The organism is Robertmurraya phoenicis, from assembly GCF_047302285.1.
GTDB lineage: Bacteria > Bacillota > Bacilli > Bacillales > Cytobacillaceae > Robertmurraya.
In genome coordinates this window covers 1,256,626-1,275,931 of sequence record NZ_CP154845.1, presented here as the reverse complement: position 1 = coordinate 1,275,931, position 19,306 = coordinate 1,256,626, and the positions used below count along the sequence as shown (strand labels likewise).

The 19,306-nt window shown below is 38.4% G+C and carries 21 protein-coding genes; 4 read left to right on the top strand and 17 right to left on the bottom strand.

Features of this window, described 5'->3' with window-relative positions; genetic code table 11:
* Positions 1-155: 155 nt before the first annotated feature.
* The 3 genes from ytxJ to AA0X71_RS06220 are packed head-to-tail and all read right to left on the bottom strand — an operon-like array spanning position 156 to position 1,443.
* Positions 156-488, bottom strand: coding sequence for a bacillithiol system redox-active protein YtxJ (gene ytxJ, locus AA0X71_RS06230; RefSeq protein WP_413360425.1), 333 nt, complete (start codon positions 486-488; stop codon positions 156-158).
* A gap of 22 nt (positions 489-510) precedes the next feature.
* Positions 511-954: a YtxH domain-containing protein gene (locus AA0X71_RS06225; protein WP_413360422.1), complete on the bottom strand. Its 444-nt coding sequence runs from the start codon at positions 952-954 to the stop codon at positions 511-513.
* A 21-nt stretch (positions 955-975) separates the two neighbouring features.
* A complete protein-coding gene (locus AA0X71_RS06220; RefSeq protein ID WP_413360420.1) occupies positions 976-1,443 on the bottom strand; it encodes a DUF948 domain-containing protein in 468 nt (155 codons plus the stop codon).
* Between the two features lie 230 nt (positions 1,444-1,673).
* Here AA0X71_RS06220 and AA0X71_RS06215 point away from each other — a divergent pair, with 230 nt between their 5' ends.
* The gene (locus tag AA0X71_RS06215) at positions 1,674-2,789 is read left to right on the top strand and encodes an aminopeptidase (RefSeq protein ID WP_413360418.1); all 1,116 of its coding nucleotides are present in this window, start codon (positions 1,674-1,676) and stop codon (positions 2,787-2,789) included.
* 58 nt (positions 2,790-2,847) lie between these two features.
* Here the strand turns inward: AA0X71_RS06215 and murC are convergent, their stop codons facing one another.
* From murC to AA0X71_RS06175, 8 genes are all read right to left on the bottom strand, one after another.
* Entirely contained in the window at positions 2,848-4,146 is a 1,299-nt protein-coding gene (gene murC, locus AA0X71_RS06210; protein ID WP_413360415.1) for a UDP-N-acetylmuramate--L-alanine ligase, read from the bottom strand.
* Positions 4,147-4,614: 468 nt separating this feature from the next.
* Complete coding sequence (locus AA0X71_RS06205) at positions 4,615-7,053, bottom strand: DNA translocase FtsK (RefSeq protein ID WP_413360412.1); 2,439 nt, start codon at positions 7,051-7,053, stop codon at positions 4,615-4,617.
* Positions 7,054-7,330: 277 nt separating this feature from the next.
* On the bottom strand, positions 7,331-8,125 hold the full coding sequence (locus AA0X71_RS06200) for a DUF1444 domain-containing protein (protein ID WP_413362495.1): 795 nt from the start codon (positions 8,123-8,125) through the stop codon (positions 7,331-7,333).
* A 124-nt stretch (positions 8,126-8,249) separates the two neighbouring features.
* Positions 8,250-8,564, bottom strand: a complete 315-nt coding sequence (locus AA0X71_RS06195; RefSeq protein WP_413360410.1) for a thioredoxin family protein — start codon at positions 8,562-8,564, stop codon at positions 8,250-8,252.
* The gene (locus AA0X71_RS06190; protein WP_413360408.1) at positions 8,561-9,586 is read right to left on the bottom strand and encodes a PTS transporter subunit IIC; all 1,026 of its coding nucleotides are present in this window, start codon (positions 9,584-9,586) and stop codon (positions 8,561-8,563) included. The genes AA0X71_RS06195 and AA0X71_RS06190 overlap by 4 nt, the downstream gene beginning before the upstream one ends.
* Before the next feature lie 187 nt (positions 9,587-9,773).
* A complete protein-coding gene (locus AA0X71_RS06185) occupies positions 9,774-10,283 on the bottom strand; it encodes a hypothetical protein (RefSeq protein WP_413360406.1) in 510 nt (169 codons plus the stop codon).
* Between the two features lie 42 nt (positions 10,284-10,325).
* Positions 10,326-10,844 (bottom strand): DUF84 family protein, encoded by a 519-nt coding sequence (locus AA0X71_RS06180; protein ID WP_413360404.1) that lies wholly within the window; start codon positions 10,842-10,844, stop codon positions 10,326-10,328.
* Between the two features lie 47 nt (positions 10,845-10,891).
* Entirely contained in the window at positions 10,892-11,959 is a 1,068-nt protein-coding gene (locus AA0X71_RS06175; protein ID WP_413360402.1) for a M42 family metallopeptidase, read from the bottom strand.
* Between the two features lie 253 nt (positions 11,960-12,212).
* Here AA0X71_RS06175 and AA0X71_RS06170 point away from each other — a divergent pair, with 253 nt between their 5' ends.
* On the top strand, positions 12,213-12,527 hold the full coding sequence (locus AA0X71_RS06170) for a PepSY domain-containing protein (RefSeq protein WP_413360399.1): 315 nt from the start codon (positions 12,213-12,215) through the stop codon (positions 12,525-12,527).
* 46 nt (positions 12,528-12,573) lie between these two features.
* Here the strand turns inward: AA0X71_RS06170 and AA0X71_RS06165 are convergent, their stop codons facing one another.
* Both AA0X71_RS06165 and trmB read right to left on the bottom strand, forming a co-directional pair.
* A complete protein-coding gene (locus tag AA0X71_RS06165; protein WP_413360396.1) occupies positions 12,574-13,413 on the bottom strand; it encodes a YtnP family quorum-quenching lactonase in 840 nt (279 codons plus the stop codon).
* 97 nt (positions 13,414-13,510) lie between these two features.
* Positions 13,511-14,149, bottom strand: coding sequence for a tRNA (guanosine(46)-N7)-methyltransferase TrmB (trmB, locus tag AA0X71_RS06160; RefSeq protein ID WP_413360393.1), 639 nt, complete (start codon positions 14,147-14,149; stop codon positions 13,511-13,513).
* A 176-nt stretch (positions 14,150-14,325) separates the two neighbouring features.
* Between trmB and AA0X71_RS06155 the strand changes: the two genes are divergently transcribed.
* Complete coding sequence (locus AA0X71_RS06155; protein ID WP_413360390.1) at positions 14,326-14,595, top strand: YtzH-like family protein; 270 nt, start codon at positions 14,326-14,328, stop codon at positions 14,593-14,595.
* Here AA0X71_RS06155 and AA0X71_RS06150 read toward each other — a convergent pair.
* From AA0X71_RS06150 to thpR, 4 genes are all read right to left on the bottom strand, one after another.
* The gene (locus AA0X71_RS06150; RefSeq protein WP_413360388.1) at positions 14,592-15,368 is read right to left on the bottom strand and encodes a phosphotransferase; all 777 of its coding nucleotides are present in this window, start codon (positions 15,366-15,368) and stop codon (positions 14,592-14,594) included. The genes AA0X71_RS06155 and AA0X71_RS06150 overlap by 4 nt on opposite strands.
* A 281-nt stretch (positions 15,369-15,649) precedes the next feature.
* Entirely contained in the window at positions 15,650-16,597 is a 948-nt protein-coding gene (locus AA0X71_RS06145; protein WP_413360385.1) for a diacylglycerol/lipid kinase family protein, read from the bottom strand.
* Between the two features lie 20 nt (positions 16,598-16,617).
* Positions 16,618-17,589 carry a nuclease-related domain-containing protein gene (locus AA0X71_RS06140; protein ID WP_413360382.1) on the bottom strand — a complete coding sequence of 324 codons (972 nt, stop codon included), beginning with the start codon at positions 17,587-17,589 and terminating at the stop codon, positions 16,618-16,620.
* 23 nt (positions 17,590-17,612) lie between these two features.
* On the bottom strand, positions 17,613-18,164 hold the full coding sequence (thpR, locus tag AA0X71_RS06135; protein WP_413360379.1) for an RNA 2',3'-cyclic phosphodiesterase: 552 nt from the start codon (positions 18,162-18,164) through the stop codon (positions 17,613-17,615).
* A gap of 191 nt (positions 18,165-18,355) precedes the next feature.
* Here thpR and cysK point away from each other — a divergent pair, with 191 nt between their 5' ends.
* Positions 18,356-19,291 (top strand): cysteine synthase A, encoded by a 936-nt coding sequence (gene cysK, locus AA0X71_RS06130; protein ID WP_413360376.1) that lies wholly within the window; start codon positions 18,356-18,358, stop codon positions 19,289-19,291.
* Positions 19,292-19,306: the final 15 nt, after the last annotated feature.

Below are 19,306 nucleotides of genomic sequence, written 5' to 3'. Positions count from 1 at the left end.
TTTCATGATGGTTGCTCATTAAGCGGAATTTTTCCTGTTATTTTTTCATACCGATACGCCAACTGTTTATTCGGCCACATTATCCAAAAGTCGAGGGAATTTATACGCTCCAAACGGCAATCAAAAAGTCGTTACCACCGACTTTTTGACCCAGTTTATGCATCATTTTCTTCTACTGCTTTCGCCAAGGTGTCCTCTGTGACCTTCCAGTGAGATGCATGCCAAGCAACAGATTCTTGATTAAATAGCAGTGCTTGTGGTGACTCATGCTTAACATGAAAAGTTTCGGCAATATGGTTCGATAAAGGACGCGCTTCTTGCACTGCTAAGTAATAAAATTTCAATTCTTCATGTTGCTTTGCAAAGCTTTCATATTCCTCGAATGCCGCTTGGCTAATCGGACAGGTTAAAGAATGCTTTAAAAAGAAAAACCGCGGATTTTTCTTTAACGTTTTTTCAAATTGTTCAATCGACTCCAATTTTTCCATTCATCGTTCCTCCAACATTCACTTAGTGATTCAACTGATGTTCTGTTTCATCAAATGCTCGTTTTGTTTCCTCTAATTTTCTTTGAATATCAGATTGCTCACTCGTTGGAGCTACCTCTTTTTCATCTTCCCTTAATTCACCAGATGGTTTTAATGCTTTCATCTTGTTGAGAATTTGATTGGACTGCTTAGAGACTGTTTGTCCAATTGTATTTGTCTTCTCTTTCGCTACTTCCGCTAGTTCGGACCCTTTCATTACAGCGGCCTCACGAAGATGATCCGTTTTTATCTTGATGGAGTGGGCCTGTTCTGTTAGGTTATTTCTTATATCCTTGCCAGATTTCGGTGTCAGAAATAAAGCTGTTGCGGCTCCAACAATTCCTCCGATAAACGCCCCAATTAAAAAATCTTTTGTATTTACTCCACTTTCCGTTTTATCCCGTTGTTGATTTTCACTGTTTGGCATCTTAAAAAAACCTCCTTAAGATTAGTTATCCCTTTCTCTTACTCTTTTCATTTTCTCCTCGGAAATGACTTTAGACTGAGATTTCTTCGCTGCCCATTTCTCTTTTAATTCGAGAAGAACTTGACTCCATTGAACCACTTGTGAAACCTTATCTTTATTTTGCTCAACCTGTCTATCAAAAGATGATGTAACGTTCTGTAAGGTCCCACCAAACTTCTTTAAGGAACCTCCTACATCCTTAACTGCTTCGACTACTCCATTGAGGCTCTCTGACTTTTTCTGTAGATCTTCAGCGAGCACATTCGTTTTCGTTAATAATTCCGTCGTTTCCCTTGTTACACCTTCAAGTTGCTGCTCTAGGCCAGTCAATGTTTTCGATACACTATCAAGCGTTACCTGTAGTGATTTCAATGTCCTTCCAATAAATAGGACTAAAATTAAGAAAGCAATTGCAGCCACTGCTGCACTCAAATAAAGAATAATTTCCAAATAAGCACACCTCCACTAGCGTCCATCTGTCTTATGTTCTATTCTAGCATTTCCCTCTATAAGAAAATCTTAACATAAAAGTGAGCTTGTTTCAGGTATGATGGATACGATTTATTTAGGAAATGGCAAATTTTTAAAACAAAACAGCAAAAAAGGGGTAAAATAGATCTGATTTAGAACATTTCCACTGAATCAAAAAAGAAGTCGATTATTCAACGGGGGGATAAAACTTGAAAGATGTACGAATTGAAACACTGGCAAAAAATCTAATTAACTACTCTGTAAAATTACAAAAAGGCGAAAAAGTACTCATCGAAAACTTTGGCCTTCAGCGAGAGCTTGTTACTGCACTTGTCGATGAAGCATATAAAGCAGGTGGCTACCCATTTGTATCCTTAAAAGATCACATCGTAGACCGTGCCCTTCTTCTTGGAGCAAATGAAGAGCAATTTAATATGATCGCAGAATTTGAAGCAAATGTTATGAGCAAAATGGATGCATACATAGGATTACGCTCTGGTGATAACATTAATGAACATGCTGATGTGCCAGATGACAAAATGAAAATCCATGGTTCTACCATTGGTAAAAAGGTTCATCGCGACATTCGTGTTCCGAAAACAAGATGGGTTGTCCTTCGTTATCCGACATCTTCTATGGCCCAGCTTGCAAAAATGAGTACAGAAGGTTTTGAGAATTTCTATTTTGATGTTTGTAACTTAGATTATGGAAAAATGGATAAAGCGATGGACAATCTAGTCGAGCTGATGAACAAGACGGATAAAGTTCGTATCACTGGACCTGGCACTGATTTATCCTTCTCGATTAAGGATATCCCAGCCATCAAATGTTCTGGTCAAATGAATATTCCAGATGGAGAAGTGTATACAGCACCTGTCCGCGGTTCTGTCAATGGTGTTATTACGTACAATACACCATCTCCATATCAAGGATTTACATTTGAAAACGTCAAGCTTACATTTAAGGATGGAAAAATAATTGAGGCGGAATCCAATGATACAAACCGAATTAACCAAATTTTTGATACAGATGAAGGGGCTCGCTACGTTGGGGAATTTGCGATTGGGGTAAACCCATATATCTCCCATCCAATGCAAGATATTTTATTTGATGAAAAGATTGATGGAAGCTTCCATTTTACACCTGGACAATGTTATGACGATGCCTTTAATGGCAATCACTCAAATATTCACTGGGATATGGTTAACATTCAAAGAGCAGAATACGGTGGCGGAGAAATGTATTTTGATGACATCTTAATCCGCAAAGACGGCCGCTTTGTCATCCCAGAACTCGAATCATTAAACCCTGAAAATCTAAAATAAGTAAAAAAAGCTGATTTAGAAGGAAAGTAACTCCTCACTAAATCAGCTTTTTTTATGACTACACTAAGCTCTTTTCATAGGCGCTCTGGAATTTTTGAATATCGCCAGCACCCATAAAGATGATGACACTATTTTCATATTCCTTTAAAACATTGGTTTCATCTTCATTGATAATTTCGGCATTTGGGATAAGGCCTCTTAAATCTTCAATCGAAAGTTGACCATGATTTTCCCGCGCTGAGCCAAAGATTTCACATAAAAATGATTTGTCAGCTAGATTTAAGCTCTCTGCAAATTCGTTTAAGAACGTTTGAGTTCTAGTAAATGTATGTGGCTGGAAAACAGCGATGATTTTTCGATCAGGATATTTTTGTCTTGCTGAATGGATCGTTGCCCGAATTTCAGTTGGGTGATGGGCATAATCATCAATTAAAATTTGCGAACCAATCGTTTTTTCTGTAAAACGACGCTTCACACCTTTAAACGTAAGTAATTGCTCCTTCACAATTTCCGCATCAATTTCTTCATAGTGACATAATGCAATAACTGAAAGAGCGTTTAATATATTGTGATCACCAAAGGTTGGAATCGAGAAAGTGTCATAAAATGTGTTGCGAATAAAGACATCAAAAGTAGTCCCTTCACTAGTTGTTTCTACATTTCTAGCTTGGAAATCATTTTCTTCTCCAAATCCATAGAAAAGAACAGGTACTTTTGCTTGAATTTTTTGCAACTGCTCATCATCACCACAGGCAATGATGCCTTTTTTAACTTGGACTGCCATTTCCTGAAATGCAGAAAAAACATCCTCAATATTGGCGAAATAATCAGGATGATCAAAATCAATATTTGTCATGATGCAATAGTCAGGAAAATAGGATAAGAAATGTCGGCGATATTCACAAGCCTCAAATACGAAGAATTCCGCTTCCTTATTTCCTTTCCCTGTTCCATCACCAATTAAGTATGATGTTGGTTTTGCTCCACCCATCACGTGCGCAAGTAATCCAGTAGTCGATGTTTTCCCATGAGCACCTGTAATGCCTACACTTGTAAAGTTCTGCATAAATTGCCCTAAGAAACGATGATAACGAATCACTGGTAATCCTAATTCCATAGCTCTGACAATTTCCTCATGAGTGTCTGGAAAGGCATTTCCCGCAATCACTGTCATACCAGGCTCGATATTTTCCTTTTGAAATGGAAGAATTTTAATTCCCGCTTCTTCAAGTGCCTTTTGCGTAAAAAATTGCTTTTCATAATCTGAACCTTGAACCTCGAAATTCATATCATGGAGAATTTGTGCAAGAGCACTCATTCCTGATCCTTTTATACCTACAAAGTGGTAAATTGTCATATAAGAACCTCCAACCATCTTCTACCTGTAACGCTGCTTTTCGTATTAATAAAACAGCATTTACTAAGTTGCCATTAATATATACTCAGGAATTCATGTCAAAATGATAAACGAACCTCTCATTTTAATAACTGGTTCGCTTAAATCGAATTGAATTTTTTCCTGATCTCGTTATTTTCTAAAAAGAGCCATTCTGTAGATCAGTATATGACTATGATTAAATTTTGCTCATTTAGAGGATGTACTTAAAAATATCCCCATTAACAATTGATTTTCTCATATGTATACAAAAACAAGCTCATGTTAAAATATTATAGCACCAATCGTCCATAAAAACTATGGAGTAAATAGGGAAATCTATTCTCCATGTAACAGACAAGTTCTTCTTACTTTATTATAAAACAAAGGCTCTTTTCTCAAACATATTCATGTTCGATTCCTTACTAGAAAAGAGCCCCTGCTTTAAATTCATTCGTCATGCATAGATTCAAGCTCTGATTCGGTAATTAATACATCTCTCGGTTTGCTTCCTCTTGCTTCAGAAATCAACCCTTGTTCCTCCATCATATCAATAAGCCTTGCCGCACGATTATAACCAATCTTAAATTTACGCTGAAGGCTCGAAGTAGAGGCTCCACCTTGTTCCACAATGAATTCGCATGCTTCGTAAAATAACTCATCCTCTTCCTCTGTCACGACCGCTTTTTTCAGTAGCTCCTCTTGCTCAAACAAATATTGTGGACTTTGCTCTCTTCTTACATGAGCGACGATTGCATCAATTTCTTCATCGGAAACGTAAGTTCCTTGCAGTCGCACCGGTTTAGAAGAACCATTTTCTAAAAACAACATGTCACCACGCCCGAGTAATCTTTCTGCCCCACTAATATCGATAATCGTTCTAGAGTCAATTTGTGAAGAAACAGAAAAAGCAATTCTTGTTGGCACATTGGCTTTTATGAGCCCGGTTATCACATCAACCGATGGTCGTTGCGTTGCAATAATTAAATGAATTCCACAAGCACGAGCCTTTTGAGCAATCCGACAAATGGCTTCCTCTACATCCGCTGGTGACATCATCATTAAATCGGCAAGCTCATCAATAATAATCACGATATAAGGGAGTTTCACAGAATAGTTCTTTTCTTGCTCAGCGATAACATTAAAACGAGTAATATCACGAACCCCAGCATGGGCAAAGAGCTCGTAACGTCTCTCCATTTCCTCAACGGCCCATTTTAGCGCCGCCGTCGCCGCTTTCACATCTGTAATAACCGGACTAACAAGATGTGGGATTTGATTATACGGTGCCAACTCAACCATTTTGGGATCAATCAGCAGTAATTTCACTTCATTTGGGTTCGCCTTATAGAGAAGACTAACAAGAATTGAGTTAATGCAAACACTTTTTCCTGAACCTGTTGCTCCAGCAATTAACCCGTGAGGCATTTTTCTTAAATCGGTGACAATCGGCTTTCCAGAGATATCAAGACCAAGAACGGCTGTTAATGGAGAAGTGGAAGCGGCAAATTCATCACTTCCGATAATCTCACTAATAAATACAGGTCTGCTCGATTCGTTCGGAACTTCCACTCCAATCATATGCGTCCCTGGAATCGGTGCTTCCATCCGTATATCCTTCGCTGCCAAGCTTAGCTTAATATCATCAGCAAGATTCGTAATTTTATTGACCTTTACTCCAGGTTCTGGATGCACCTCAAATCTTGTAACCGATGGCCCTTGTGTTACATTTGCAACACTGGCCCTCACGTTAAAATGGAAAAGAGTTTCATTCAACTGCTGTTCTTGCAGAGCTAACCATTCCCGATCAACGCTTTTAAAAACAGGTGGCTTTAAAAGCTCATATGAAGGGTGAACATAGTACTCTTCTTCACCATTCTCTTCATCATCAGCCACTTCTTTTTCAATAGTAACGGCAACCCCTTGTGTTGAGCTAACGATCTCATTCCTTGCAGTTGAACGTTCAGCAAGCTTTCTTTTATCTTCCTTTAGCATGAGGACATTAAAGGGAAGATGGGATCTTCTTGTTGGTTCAGGGGCTTCCGTCTCTTTTGGGATCTCTTGTTGTTCGATTAGCTCTTCTGGGATATCCTCTTCTTGCTCAAAATGCTCCTCGAACACATCATCCGCTTCCGTCTCTTCGGTTTCTTCTTCATCCTTATGAGTGAAATGGGATTCATATTCTAGCTCTTGATTGGCAAACTGTTGGACCCGTTCTTGCTGTTGTACGATGTTTTCTTCTTCAATAAATGATTCGTCCTCCAGTTTTACAACTTCAACAAGCTCAGTCTCTGCCTCTTGTTTTTGTTCCTCTTCCACATACATTTCTTCTTGTGGCTCCAAAAAATTTTCTTCCATTGATGTCTTAATTGGTGTCATTACTGGTGTTTCTTCAACTATCGCCATATTTTTTTCTTCTCGTTGTGACGCTAATACTTGAGATTCAACCTCTTGATGAGAAGAAAAAGTATCCAATTCAAATTCAACTGGTTTATTCCGTTTCGGATGTTTATCGAATCCATAAATGGGAGAAGGAATTTCTGTTGGACGAAATGGTCGAGTAGACGGACTTGGCTTCTTTTGAACCGGAGTGTGACTTGTTTGAGCACGAACTTCCTTTACTGCTGGTGTGTTTCGCCTAGTTTCCTTTCTCGAAGTCATTGTTTCAACTGGAGGCTTTCGGTCCACTTTCCTCTCCACATTGCTTTTTCTTTTTTCCTTAAGCTCCTCATCTGGAATTAAAGGAAAGCGAAATTGTCCTTTAGGGTATTGATAAATAACCTTGGCGTCCACTTCTCGATTTCCCTCATTCTTATTTGGAGGTATTTTATCTATGTATTCATCTTCCTCACTTTTTAAAAAATGAAACAATCTTTTAAACCAACTCAAAATCAATCACTCTTTCTAATCCTAATCTTAAAAATCGTTTGGAAGATTTCTTCACTATGAAAATATCAACATCTTAGTATAACTCTTATGTTTATTTTAGCAATAAAAATAAAAATATCGAGACAAATCTGAAGGAACGGTTCTAAATACCTGTTTTATTTTCTTTATTTTACTACAACGAACTATTTCTCCCTATGCAAGCGAAAACCCTTTATTTGAAAGTTTTCATGAAAGATAAAAGGTCCACCTGAAATCGGTCGGACCCTTCTGCTAATTATTATTTTTTCTTGTTTTTTCCTAATATAAAAATCGGTTCTAATTCCCCATTTTCGTACAAGAAGGAAAGAGCTGTAACGGGAACTCTGCCACTTGCGAAAAAGCTCATCGTCATCTGCGCTAAAATATCATAGCCTGTATCATTTCGAATGTCAGCGATGATCAGCACATCTTGATGGGGCACTGCAACTGCCATCGTTCCTGTTAGTTGCTGTTCCATTTCTTTCAAAAACGATTCATTTAAGATACGACTAGCATCATACCCGTCATTTTTATTTAAAAAATAGAAAATATTACCTGCTACTTCATCTCTTTTTAAATCGGTACTTAAAGAACGTACATTGAACAATGCAATCTCTTTAATCCGCTTTTTCTCCCAGCCTTCTTTGTCCATCAGCTTCTGATCAATTAATCGATAAGTCTTATCTAAGTCGAGAGCGTAATAGATTCTCGTTTCTGCTGTATGCTCATCGTATAAAAGCTCCACTTCATCTTCTGATACAGTTGGAAAGGATGTAGAACGGATGACTGGATAAATTCTTTTTTCATGCCCTTCTAACGTGAGTGGCTCGACCATCGCTTGAAGGCCTTGTTCTACATAATAGACGACCGCATCAATGGCTTTTTCCTTTTGTTCTTCCCACTTACCGACAATTCCCGGTAGTGAAATGGTAATACCTTTTCCTGTTTCTTTATTTTCAATCCTTAGTTGGTCATTCTTTTTGTCATAAGTAAACGTCCGTTCAGGACTTTGTAATCTTTTTTCTAACTCTCTTTTCATCTTAATGCTATCCATTTTCAACTTCATTTCCTCCTCAGATTTAGGAGTCTTCTCAATCCCAATCTCATTTATTTTACAATAAAAAAGCCCCCATCTCAAAGACGGAGGCTCCAGGCTAGTACAATCAAATGATTAATTCTTATGCTAGTGCTTCAATAAACTTTTCAATTTCTTCTTGTGTTTTTCGGTCTTTGCTAACAAAACGACCCAGTTCTTTTCCATCTCCATAGGCGATAAAACTTGGAATACCAAAAACATCCACTTGAGCACATAAGTCGATAAATTGATCGCGATCTACATAGATGAATGTGTAGTCTTTGTACTTTTCTTCAAGTTCTGGTAGGAATGGATCAATAAAACGACAATCCGGACACCAATCCGCTGAGAACATAAAAATATGTTTTCCTTCATTACGTAATTGTTCAAATTGCTCCATACTTTCTAGCTTTTTCATTTTCTAGCTCCTTCTGTTTGGATAAGCAGATCACCTGCTTTTATCCAACCTTTTTTTCTCATATATTCTGATATTAACAAGCTAATAATAGCAGGTCCAATAATATGCAACAAGATTACCTTGAAAATCACGTCTCCACCGAAGCCCATCGTTGTAAACGTCATGATTGGGCCAACAAATCCACTTGTTCCCATTCCAGCTCCAGCAGCATTGTTATGCAGAATTAAAAGGGTCGTTCCAATGGGTGCCAACAAGGCTCCCGCAATGGTTGGAGGGATTAATATTCTTGGGTTTTTGATAATATTCGGTACGAGCAACATCGATGTCCCGATTCCTATAGCAACTAAACCACTCCATTTATTCTCCCGATAGCTGCTAACAGCAAAACCAACCATTTGCGCGGCACACCCTATCGTAGCCGCTCCTGCTGCTATCCCGTTTAAATCAAGCATTAAGGCGATTGCTGCACTTGAAATAGGCGCTGTAAGGGCAAGTCCCATCACAACAGCGACAACAATTCCCATAATAATAGGTCTTTGTTCTGTTCCCCACATAATGAGATTTCCCAATCCTTTCATGAGAGAACCCACTGCAGGTCCAATGAAATAAGCAGTTGTATAGCCCGCAAAAATGGTCGTTAAAGGCGTAACGATAATATCGATTTTCGTTTCTTTGCTTACCAACTTTCCGATTTCCGTTGAAATAAGGGCTGCTACAAAGCTCCCAGCTGGACCTCCGTCAAATGCTGCAGCTGCTGCTCCACTAACGATTGCAGCAAAAATAACGAGTGGTGGAGCACCTAACCCATAGGCCACAGCTACCCCAATGGCTGGACCCATAAGCCCCATAGCCAATGTACCCATTTCAATTAAATATTTAATATCCAATTGATTTCCTATGGTTTGAATAATTAATCCAATAATTAAAGATGAAAATAACCCAAGCGCCATACTACTTAATGCATCAATAAAGTATACCTTCGGAGATAAACTGACTCCTTTTCTATGTAGAAAATCTCTCATTCTTTTTTCCCCTCTCGTTTTCAAACAGGTGTCTTTACACGTGTAATGATATCTATTTTATCTCTACCTATCATAAAAGGGAACTACTTTTTTTAATATTCCTTATCGAAGGCTAGATTATCTACTTTATTAAGAAAAAAGCCATAACATATTCAGCTTAATGGCTGACTTATGTCATGGCTTATAATTAGAGATTAAATTGGACGGAGTTTGCAATGCGCATCATCGTTTCCGCTTCAGATGATAGGTTTGTTGTTTTGACTTCACTTGTAACCTTTACTCCACCAATTCCTACGATTACTTCATTTTCTTTTTCACTTATTTTTTCAACGAGGAAATAACCTAGTTTGTTGCCTTCAGTTAAACGCTGATCGACATCAAATTCCTTTTGTTGCAGAGTAGCGTTTAAAACAACCTCACTTTTCATGTCTTCTTGGAAATTGTAGAATAAAATATAGGTTTTTGCCCCATTTTTTAAAATAATATTATTCGCTGTTTCTTCCTCAACTTCGAATCCAAATGGCAAATAATATTGGATATCCTCATTTTCATGATTACTTTTTTTAGGCGCTTCTTTAAAGGCCTCTTCGACTGCTCCAATCGCATCAGCTTGTTCTTCTTCAAATGAAGCAGAGCACCCGGCAAGCCATATGATGGCCATCACAAAAAGCAGAAATGCTTTATCGTGATTTCTCATACCTTTTCCTCCTTGTTTTAAAAGTACAAAAACAAGAACAATTTATTTATTATTCTTCCTATTGAACTCGTATTGACCAATCAAAAGCTTCATAACATGAGAAAACATCTCTGCTCGATCCACTCTTCCATTCGAAAATATCCCTATAGCACCTTCATGCTTACGAATATTTTCTTTTTGAGTGTACTGATCCATGACTGGACCCAACTCCTCACCAGCTCTTAAGCGATCGGCGATTTCCTTCGGCAGTGGGATTCGGGCCCCACCAGCAACGAAAGGAGGCTTCCCCTGTACCGTTAGAGCTCCCCAATTGCAAAGAAAAAGCTCGCCTCCATGCTCTTGAACTCCTCCTTCAAGGCCAATACCAATATCACCTTTTCCCTCTTCAAGGGCTGAAGTAGAACGATTAACTGCTCCTTTAATCGTCTCTTCATCGGTAAGTGGTTGTTCATTGACCTCAGAGGCGGTATTTAGTGATTCAAACTGTACATCATATCCTTCAAAAGCAGCTTGTACCGCCTTTATTTTCGCAGGGTTTTTCGTACCGATGACTACTTTCATTGCTGTTTGTCCTTCTTTCAGAAAATAATTCTTCATTTGGAATAGACTTAACTATTTTGTTTAATCGTTTCTACTGTTGTTCGATCACAGGATTTCACTAATTTGATCAGTAATTCCTTTGCAGCTGCATAGTCATCTACATGAATGATCGAAGCATGAGTATGAATATAGCGTGAACAAATCCCCACTACTGCACTAGGAACACCTTCATTTGTCAAATGAACACGACCTGCGTCCGTTCCTCCAGCGGAAACGAAATATTGATAAGGAATATCATTTTGCTCAGCCGTATCAAGGATAAATTCTCTCATTCCACGATGAGTGACCATTGAGCGGTCTAAAATTCTTAGCAGTGTTCCTTTTCCTAACTGTCCAAATTCCTTCTTGTCTCCTGACATATCATTTGCTGGAGAAGCATCTAAGGCAAAGAAAATATCAGGCTTTATCATTGTTGCAGCTGTTTGCGCACCTCTTAATCCAACCTCTTCTTGAACTGTTGCTCCAGAATAAAGCGTATTTGGAAGTACTTCATCCTTCAAAGCTTCTAATAATTCAATCGATAGTCCACAGCCATAACGATTATCCCATGATTTCGCCATGATTTTTTTCTCATTAGCCATCGGTGTAAATGGACAAATAGGAACAATTTGTTGCCCTGGCTTAATCCCAATTTTGATCGCATCTTCTTTATCATCCGCACCAATATCGATTAGCATATTACTAATCTCCATCGGCTTGCTTCGTTTCGCTTCATCTAATAAATGTGGAGGAATCGAGCCAATTACTCCAATAACAGGTCCATTTTCAGTGATAATTTGTACACGTTGAGCTAAAAGAACTTGGCTCCACCAACCACCTAATGTTTGAAAACGAAGCATTCCGTTTTCTGTAATGGCAGTCACCATAAATCCAACCTCGTCCATATGTCCTGCCACCATAACCGTAGGACCGCCACCTTTTCTTACCCCGAATACTCCGCCTAATTTATCTTGAACAACTTCATCACTATATTTCGATAGTTGCTCTTTCATAAATTTTCGGACAAGATGTTCATTCCCTGGTGCACCAGGAAGCTCGGTTAATGTTTTAAAAAGTGCTTTCGTATTTTCGTTCATTTTTTCGACTCCTTCTCTTGCCATCCTATGTAAAAATCCACAATTAATTCGTCCATGGCGATTTCGCTTTTCCACAATAGTGAAATCTTAGCGTATACATTTTATTTTACAGAAGTTTCTTTCGACTTACCACCTTCTGTACTTCGTTTGTGATAAAATAGGGGCATGAAATCTACTATTAGAGATGTTTTTTTTTGATATGTCTTGATGATATGATGGATAAAGAGCATACTTTCTAGAGGGGGGCCTTTCTTTGAATTGGAAATCTTTCTTCTTAGGACTCGGTGTGGGAGTGGTGAGTGGTTTTGCCACGAAGCAATTATTAGATGCGAAAACCCATGTTTCTCCTGAGAAAGCATTAGCGAATGCAAAAGAATTATTTAAACAGTCTGGACCGATAAGTGGCTCTTGGATTCAGATGAAAACAGAGCCTTATGAAAAACAAAATCTAACCTATATCGTCTACAAAGGTGGAATATCACGATTCACAGATAAAAGCATGGAGCAATATGAGTTTATTGCTGATGCTGCTACCGGAAGCATTATTGAAACTAAAGAAATAAGCTAAAGAAAAATGGGACAGGAGATCGCCTCCTATCCCATTTTAAGTACTTCTACTCCACTCTCTTCACCAATTGAACTAGTTCATTTTCTTCATTCCATTTTACTGCTCGATAAACGGCATCATGATAAAACGTGAACCATGCTTTTTGTGATAGTCCAAATTCAAGCCATTTTTGTTTCGCATATATAGAAGTCATTGGATAATCATCATAGGCCATCACCCAGAGCACATTTTGATGAGCATGTGTCGGCATGATGTCGGCCATATGTAAGGCCGTTTCTCCACCATCTTCCAGGATCACAATCGAATGTCCATCACTATGACCACCAGTGTGTACCATTTTGATTGGACCGTAAGTCCATTCGTTTTCAAATGTCTCCACTTGCGCTTGAATCGGTTCCCAGTTTTCTTTCCAGTATGTATTCTTTGAGCGAATATTCGGCTCTCTCATTTCATCCCATTCTATTTTAGATGTAATGATTTTACTATTGGGAAAAACTGAAACAAACTCTTCCCCTACACGCTTTGAAAGTCCATTCGCATGATCATAATGAAGATGAGTCATTAGTACATAATCAATATCAGCGGTCGTTAAACCTAATTCCTTTAATGAAATCTCGATTGTCGACTCTTCTAACACGCCAAAATTTCTTTTTTGTTTATCTGTCAACTTGCCAACACCGATTCCTGATTCAATTAAAAAGGTTTCACCCTTACCTTGTATTAATATTGGATCTGTTCTTAATGGAATCTGATTCTTCTCATTATGTGGATATTTTTTTGACCATAACGCCTTTGGTACAACTCCAAACATCGCTCCACCGTCTAGATGGGTTACTCCTCCACGGAGCCAGGTCAATTTGTACTCACCAATTTGTAACGTTTCCATTAAAATCCCCTCCTTAAAAACATCTTACCATTTGTTCAATATTTAGAAAACTACGAACCAATAAAAAGCTGCTCCTCGATAAAGGAACAGCTTTAACTTATCTATACTGGACTTCACACCGATAAATCCGACTACCCTTTTGCGAAAACTTCTCTTCATACTCCGTCATGATGTTTCCTTCAAAGTCACTATTGTGCAGGTCGAGGCTTATATATTTCAGTAATAGACCATATTCTGAGAAACTCATAAGGGAGTATTCAAACAATCCTTGATTGTCTGTCTTAAAATGAATTTCACCATTTTCAATGAGAATATCCTCATACAGTTTTAAGAAGCTTTTATATGTTAAACGTCTTTTCGCATGGCGGTTCTTTGGCCAAGGATCGGAGAAATTTAAATACACTCGGCTAATATCACCTTTTGCAAAGTATTCAGTTAGCTTTTCACCATTGACATTTAAGAGCTTAACATTAGGTAGGTCAGCTTCCATTAAGCGTTCAAGAGCAGACACAATGACACTCTCGAATAGCTCAATGCCAATATAATTAATATGTGGATTAGCTCTTGCCATTTCCGTTATAAATCGACCTTTTCCTGTTCCTACTTCAATATGGAGTGGCTGGTCCTTTTCAAAAACAGCCTTCCAATTTCCTTTATATTGTTCTGGAGAAGAGATGACATACTGAGGATGTGAATCCAGCATTTCTCTTGCCCATGGTTTATGTCGTAACCGCATTTTGACACCCCTAAAATCTAAAATAAATATTCGTACAAACAATATCATTAAGAAGGTTTTCACGCAAGTTAAAAATAGAACCACGCGGAATCGAATCGTGAATAAACAAGAAAAGGAATTCACATGCTAGATGTGAATTCCTTATAAAATTTAGACTTATTGAAAGGGTGTATGAGGTGCCACTAAATCAACAAGATCAACTTCAATTATTGAAAGATATATTAAACAACCATCAAGTCGATTGCTGTGGGTCTGTATCAGAACTTGAACAATTAGAACGATTAGTAAAATCGTTAATGGCTGATTCAAATATGAATAATGATGTATTAGAACAAATTTACAGCTACAGCCAAAATGGAATTAATTCAAGTAACTTAGATAACCATATTGAATCCCATCAACAACAACTATCTCAATGGGTCAATGATGTGGAAACATTTTCTTAATTCGAAACATCCTTAATGACAGCGAGCCATTTCTCTACTTCTTCCAAACGATCCTTGTTTTTTGACCATTGAATGGTCGTCAACGTCTGTGCAATGAAATACCATTTCATCCGCAAACGTAGATGATCATTTAATGTAATTCCATAGAGGTGAACCCAATCCTCCCATTGTTCTTCGGGAACATACCAATATAAGAGCATTCCTAAATCAAGAGCAGGATCACCAATCATCGCTCCGTCCCAGTCGATCAAATACAATTGATTATCTTCAGTCAATAGCCAATTGTTATGATTTACATCACCATGACATACGACTTGAAGATGGGTTGGGATATTCGGGAGCTCTTCTTTCAAAAAGTTTAACGATGAAATGACAATAGGATGCCAAAGAAGCTCCTGATCCAGCGCCTTTTCTAATGATTCGATAAGATGACTTGGTTGTAACGGAGTTTTCCCCATTCTTTTTAACATTCCGAGAAGGGGATCGGAACCATGAATTTTTTGAAGGAGCTTGGCCACTCTTTCCCCAATCATTTCAGGTGGCTTAAGTTCTCTTCCCTCTAACCATTGCTGAGCAGTGATCACATCTCCGCTCTCCAGTCTCTTTGTCCAAATAAGCTTTGGAACAATTCCTTCTGCTGATAAGACGGCTAGAAACGGTGAGGAGTTTCGCTTTAAGAAAAGCCTTTGTTCTTCATGTTGTGCAAAAAACGCTTCACCCGTTGCCCCTCCAGCAGGGACAATTTCCCATTCTTGTCCAAATAAGTGTTCCAAAATTGTTCACCTTCAGTAAGTAAATTTCACAATGTTCATCATTATGAAATGAAATTAAGTAACTTGTTTAGTTCGAATAAAAAAGACAGCTACTGATACGATCTACAATAGCTATCTTGTGCACACTTCATAATAAATGAAAGCCAATTGAAAGACAAATGTTTTTTTGCCTTTCTACGGATTATTTTTATTTTAGACGAATTCACTAATCCTTTAAATTTTATCCCCTAATACCAATTTCCGTCAAGTCCTCTATGAAATTTCAGCGTTGATAAATGAGTCTAGCAATCTACTTTTTTCGTTAATATCGGCATGACTTGATGGTTTACTTTAATCTGGAGGGGTGTTTCCCCTATATATTCTCCGTCTGCGTGAGCATAAAAAGAGGAACTCGATTGTATCGAGATTTGTCTTCCAATCAGTTCTTCTACTTCTTTAAATCTAGTGTGACCGCCCCAAAAGACAGTAATAAAGACGAGGAGAAATTTAATCCTTGATAGATTGTGAACAACCGTCACATTCAATAAACCATCGCGAACTTTTGCCTTAGGGGAGATTTTCATTCCTCCACCATAGAAAGGCTGATTAGAAACGGTCACAAACCAAGCTTTTTTATAATGAAGTTTTTTTCCATCAATGCTTATGTTCACATTACTACATTTAAAAGAAAAGAGCTTCTTAATAACAAAATAGGCATAAACAAGACTCCCTAAATGAAAACGATTCAAAATTCCCTTCAAACAAGAAGAATTTGCTTCCTTTGTAATAAGTGCGTCAAATCCAACCCCCATATTGTTGATAAAATTCGTATTCTTCCCCTTGCGACTTTCAATTTCACCGACATCTACGAGTAAAGGTGGCGCTTTTGCTTGTTCTAAAATAAACTGTAGAGCAGTGAGGGGATCTTTCGGAATACCGTATCCCCTCCTAAAATCATTTCCTGAACCCGCAGGTATAAATCCGATCATGACATTTTCTGCATGCGCTGCACCATTAATAACTTCGTGTATGGTCCCATCGCCCCCAATGGCAACAATCATCACCTTCTCCTTAGGACCGAGGTCCCTATGAATGGCTTCGACCATTTCCACAGCATGTCCTCGATATTCCGTTAATGCTGCCCGATAAGGGAGTTGCTTTGATATTAGCTCTTTTTCGATCTTCTCCCATACCTTCATAGAATATCCGTTTTTTGCTTGAGGGTTAATAATGAAATGGATATTGTTCATTCTCTCTACCTACATTTTCATCAATATTCTTGTTCCGATTCTACATCCCACTCAGGCCTGCGCACACTAGTCGTTTGGCAATAATTTAATAGAGCCTGCGCTGCTTTCAATTGAATATGTTTTAGCGGAGAGCGTTGTGATCGCATGTTCTGAAACCATTGCTCATAATTTCGTCTTTCAATAAACTTTGTATCATACGGAGCAGACGGGTAATCGATGTATCCATTACGAGTTAACACAGCTTTATGAATAGGTAACTCAATTTCGTAATGATTTAAAATGTTTTTCGTTACTTTCTCCGTCCGATTTAGGGCAATCAACGGGTTTAAAACCTTCTGCTCTTGCTCCTGATTACGTTTCAACCAAAAGTGTTCATTGGAGCCCACAAACACCGCTCTATCCTCTTCCTCCAAAAAAGTAATACACCAAACTTCAGTCGGGGTGATAAGGATTATTTCTACCTCAACAGGTGCTGTTTTTAGTAGGAAAATAGGCTGGTACAAGACTAAATATGTATCCGGAAATCTTTGCAAAAAATATTTCAACCGCTCATCCTCATAATAGCTTTTATCAATAAAAGATTGTTCTGCAATCGTTGTCGTCGCCCACTTTAATTGAAATGTATATAGCTGTTCTAAAAAACTTCTTTTCAATTCATCCAAAGTATCCGGTTGAATCGGCAGAGAGGGAGAAAATGAAAGAGTACTAGTAGTGACTTCCTTGAAAGCCTTCTCCTCTTCTCCTTCTTTTCCTCTTTTAAATAAATCTTTAATTCGGGTAAAAAAAGGCTCTTTTTCCTCTTCATACCATTCTGGAACAGCACTCGTCTCCACTCTTTCCTGCAGACTTTCCTGCAGACTTTCCCCATTTTCCCATGCTCTCTTCCATTTATCCCATTGTTGCGTTTTTAATCTCACAAAGCGGGAAGGATATAAGAAAATGTCCTGTTCATATCGCGAAACATAGTCTTGAAGCTTTATTAGCTGACCCATTATTTGACCTTCCTTACTTTACGTTACTTTAGAGAGAATGATTTCTTTACCTCATATTTCGGAAGCTTTTGTACATGCGTTTCATATAAAACGACTTCATTTGCCATAAATGAAATGGGTTCTATTCTAGTCAAGCTCTCAATTGAAAAAGACTGATCACCTTTCCATTTCCGAGCAAGAGTAAGATGAGGGTTGAATTCTCTCGTGTCAAGTTGAAATCCTGCCCGCTTACAGGCCTGATATACTTGATTTCGAAGCAAAAACAGACGTTCTTCTTTTTCTAAACCAGCCCAAAAAATTCTCGGGGAATCACTTCTTCCAAACACCCCTAGATGATTAATCTTTAATGAAAAAGATGACCCTTCCGAAAGCTCTTTTTCAACAGCATTTAGAGAGACTTCCAACTGTTCTAGATTCGCACTCCCTAAGAATGCTAACGTAATATGGTAATCCTCTCTATGTACCCAACTGCTAAAAGGAAACTCCTGCTTCAATTTTTCGCAAGTGTGTTCCAAATAGGTCTTCACTTCTTTTGGAAGCTTGAGCGCATAAAAAAAATGTGGTTTTCTTTCCATTATATCGTCCTTTCTTAAAAACATTAAACGTATTTCTTACTCTTTTCATCATAACCACCAAAAAATTCATAATCAACCCAGTTGCCCGGAATCGTATGTTTTCGATATGATAGGAGAGAGAGTACTTTTTATATGTAACTAATTCGTTCGTATATAAACGTTAGCATGATAAACCTAGAGAGGAAGATTTGATGAAGTTCGTTGAAAACATTTCCGATTTGATCGGAGATACACCAATGGTGAAGCTAAATCGTTTAGCTCCTGAAAATGGAGTCGATGTCTATTTAAAATTGGAATTTTATAATCCAAGTCGCAGTGTTAAAGACAGAGCAGCTTTCAATATGATTATTGAAGCAGAGAAGAAAGGGTTATTAAAAAAGGGTGCTACGATTATTGAGCCCACAAGCGGGAATACTGGAATTGGCTTGGCGATGAATGCAGCTGCCAGAGGCTATAAAGCGATTCTCGTCATGCCTGATACGATGACAAAGGAAAGAATCAATATTTTAAAGGCATATGGAGCAGAGGTCGTCCTTACTCCTGGCGATGAAAAAATGCCTGGTTCGATCCGCAAGGCTGAGGAATTAGCTGCAGAAATCCCGAACAGCTTTATCCCGATGCAATTTGAGAATGATGCCAATCCTGATGCCCATCGTCATTCAACGGCATTAGAAATCATTGAAGCGATGAAAGAAATCGGTAAACCTCTTAAGGCATTTGTTGCAACCGCTGGAACCGGTGGTACGATTACTGGGACTGGAGAAGTTCTTAAAGAACATTATGAAGATATCCAAGTACATGTCGTCGAGCCAGCAGGGTCACCTGTTTTATCAGGGGGAAAACCAGGAAAGCACAAGCTTGTTGGGACAAGCCCTGGCTTCATCCCAGATACATTAAACCAAGAAGTATATGATAAAATTCACCAAATAACAGATGAGGATGCGTACGATATTACACGTCGTCTAGCGAGTCAAGAAGGCATTCTTGTCGGTCCTTCATCTGGCGCTGCTTGCTACGCTGCCCTAGAAGTAGCTAAAACACTCCAACCAGGAGATGCCATCGTCTGCATTGCCTGTGACACAGGAGAAAGATACTTATCAAGCGATCTATTCCGGTTTGAAGAATAATAAAAGAAGCGCCGA

What these genes read in the sequence shown, in the direction of transcription:
- ytxJ (WP_413360425.1), bottom strand. Translation starts at nt 488, where the DNA reads ATGGAAAAATTGGAGTCGATTGAACAATTTGAAAAAACGTTAAAGAAA.
- AA0X71_RS06225 (WP_413360422.1), bottom strand. Translation starts at nt 954, where the DNA reads ATGCCAAACAGTGAAAATCAACAACGGGATAAAACGGAAAGTGGAGTA.
- murC (WP_413360415.1), bottom strand. Translation starts at nt 4,146, where the DNA reads ATGACAATTTACCACTTTGTAGGTATAAAAGGATCAGGAATGAGTGCT.
- AA0X71_RS06200 (WP_413362495.1), bottom strand. Translation starts at nt 8,125, where the DNA reads ATGGATAGCATTAAGATGAAAAGAGAGTTAGAAAAAAGATTACAAAGT.
- AA0X71_RS06195 (WP_413360410.1), bottom strand. Translation starts at nt 8,564, where the DNA reads ATGAAAAAGCTAGAAAGTATGGAGCAATTTGAACAATTACGTAATGAA.
- AA0X71_RS06190 (WP_413360408.1), bottom strand. Translation starts at nt 9,586, where the DNA reads ATGAGAGATTTTCTACATAGAAAAGGAGTCAGTTTATCTCCGAAGGTA.
- AA0X71_RS06185 (WP_413360406.1), bottom strand. Translation starts at nt 10,283, where the DNA reads ATGAGAAATCACGATAAAGCATTTCTGCTTTTTGTGATGGCCATCATA.
- AA0X71_RS06180 (WP_413360404.1), bottom strand. Translation starts at nt 10,844, where the DNA reads ATGAAAGTAGTCATCGGTACGAAAAACCCTGCGAAAATAAAGGCGGTA.
- AA0X71_RS06175 (WP_413360402.1), bottom strand. Translation starts at nt 11,959, where the DNA reads ATGAACGAAAATACGAAAGCACTTTTTAAAACATTAACCGAGCTTCCT.
- AA0X71_RS06165 (WP_413360396.1), bottom strand. Translation starts at nt 13,413, where the DNA reads ATGGAAACGTTACAAATTGGTGAGTACAAATTGACCTGGCTCCGTGGA.
- trmB (WP_413360393.1), bottom strand. Translation starts at nt 14,149, where the DNA reads ATGCGGTTACGACATAAACCATGGGCAAGAGAAATGCTGGATTCACAT.
- AA0X71_RS06145 (WP_413360385.1), bottom strand. Translation starts at nt 16,597, where the DNA reads ATGAACAATATCCATTTCATTATTAACCCTCAAGCAAAAAACGGATAT.
- AA0X71_RS06140 (WP_413360382.1), bottom strand. Translation starts at nt 17,589, where the DNA reads ATGGGTCAGCTAATAAAGCTTCAAGACTATGTTTCGCGATATGAACAG.
- thpR (WP_413360379.1), bottom strand. Translation starts at nt 18,164, where the DNA reads ATGGAAAGAAAACCACATTTTTTTTATGCGCTCAAGCTTCCAAAAGAA.
- cysK (WP_413360376.1), top strand. Translation starts at nt 18,356, where the DNA reads ATGAAGTTCGTTGAAAACATTTCCGATTTGATCGGAGATACACCAATG.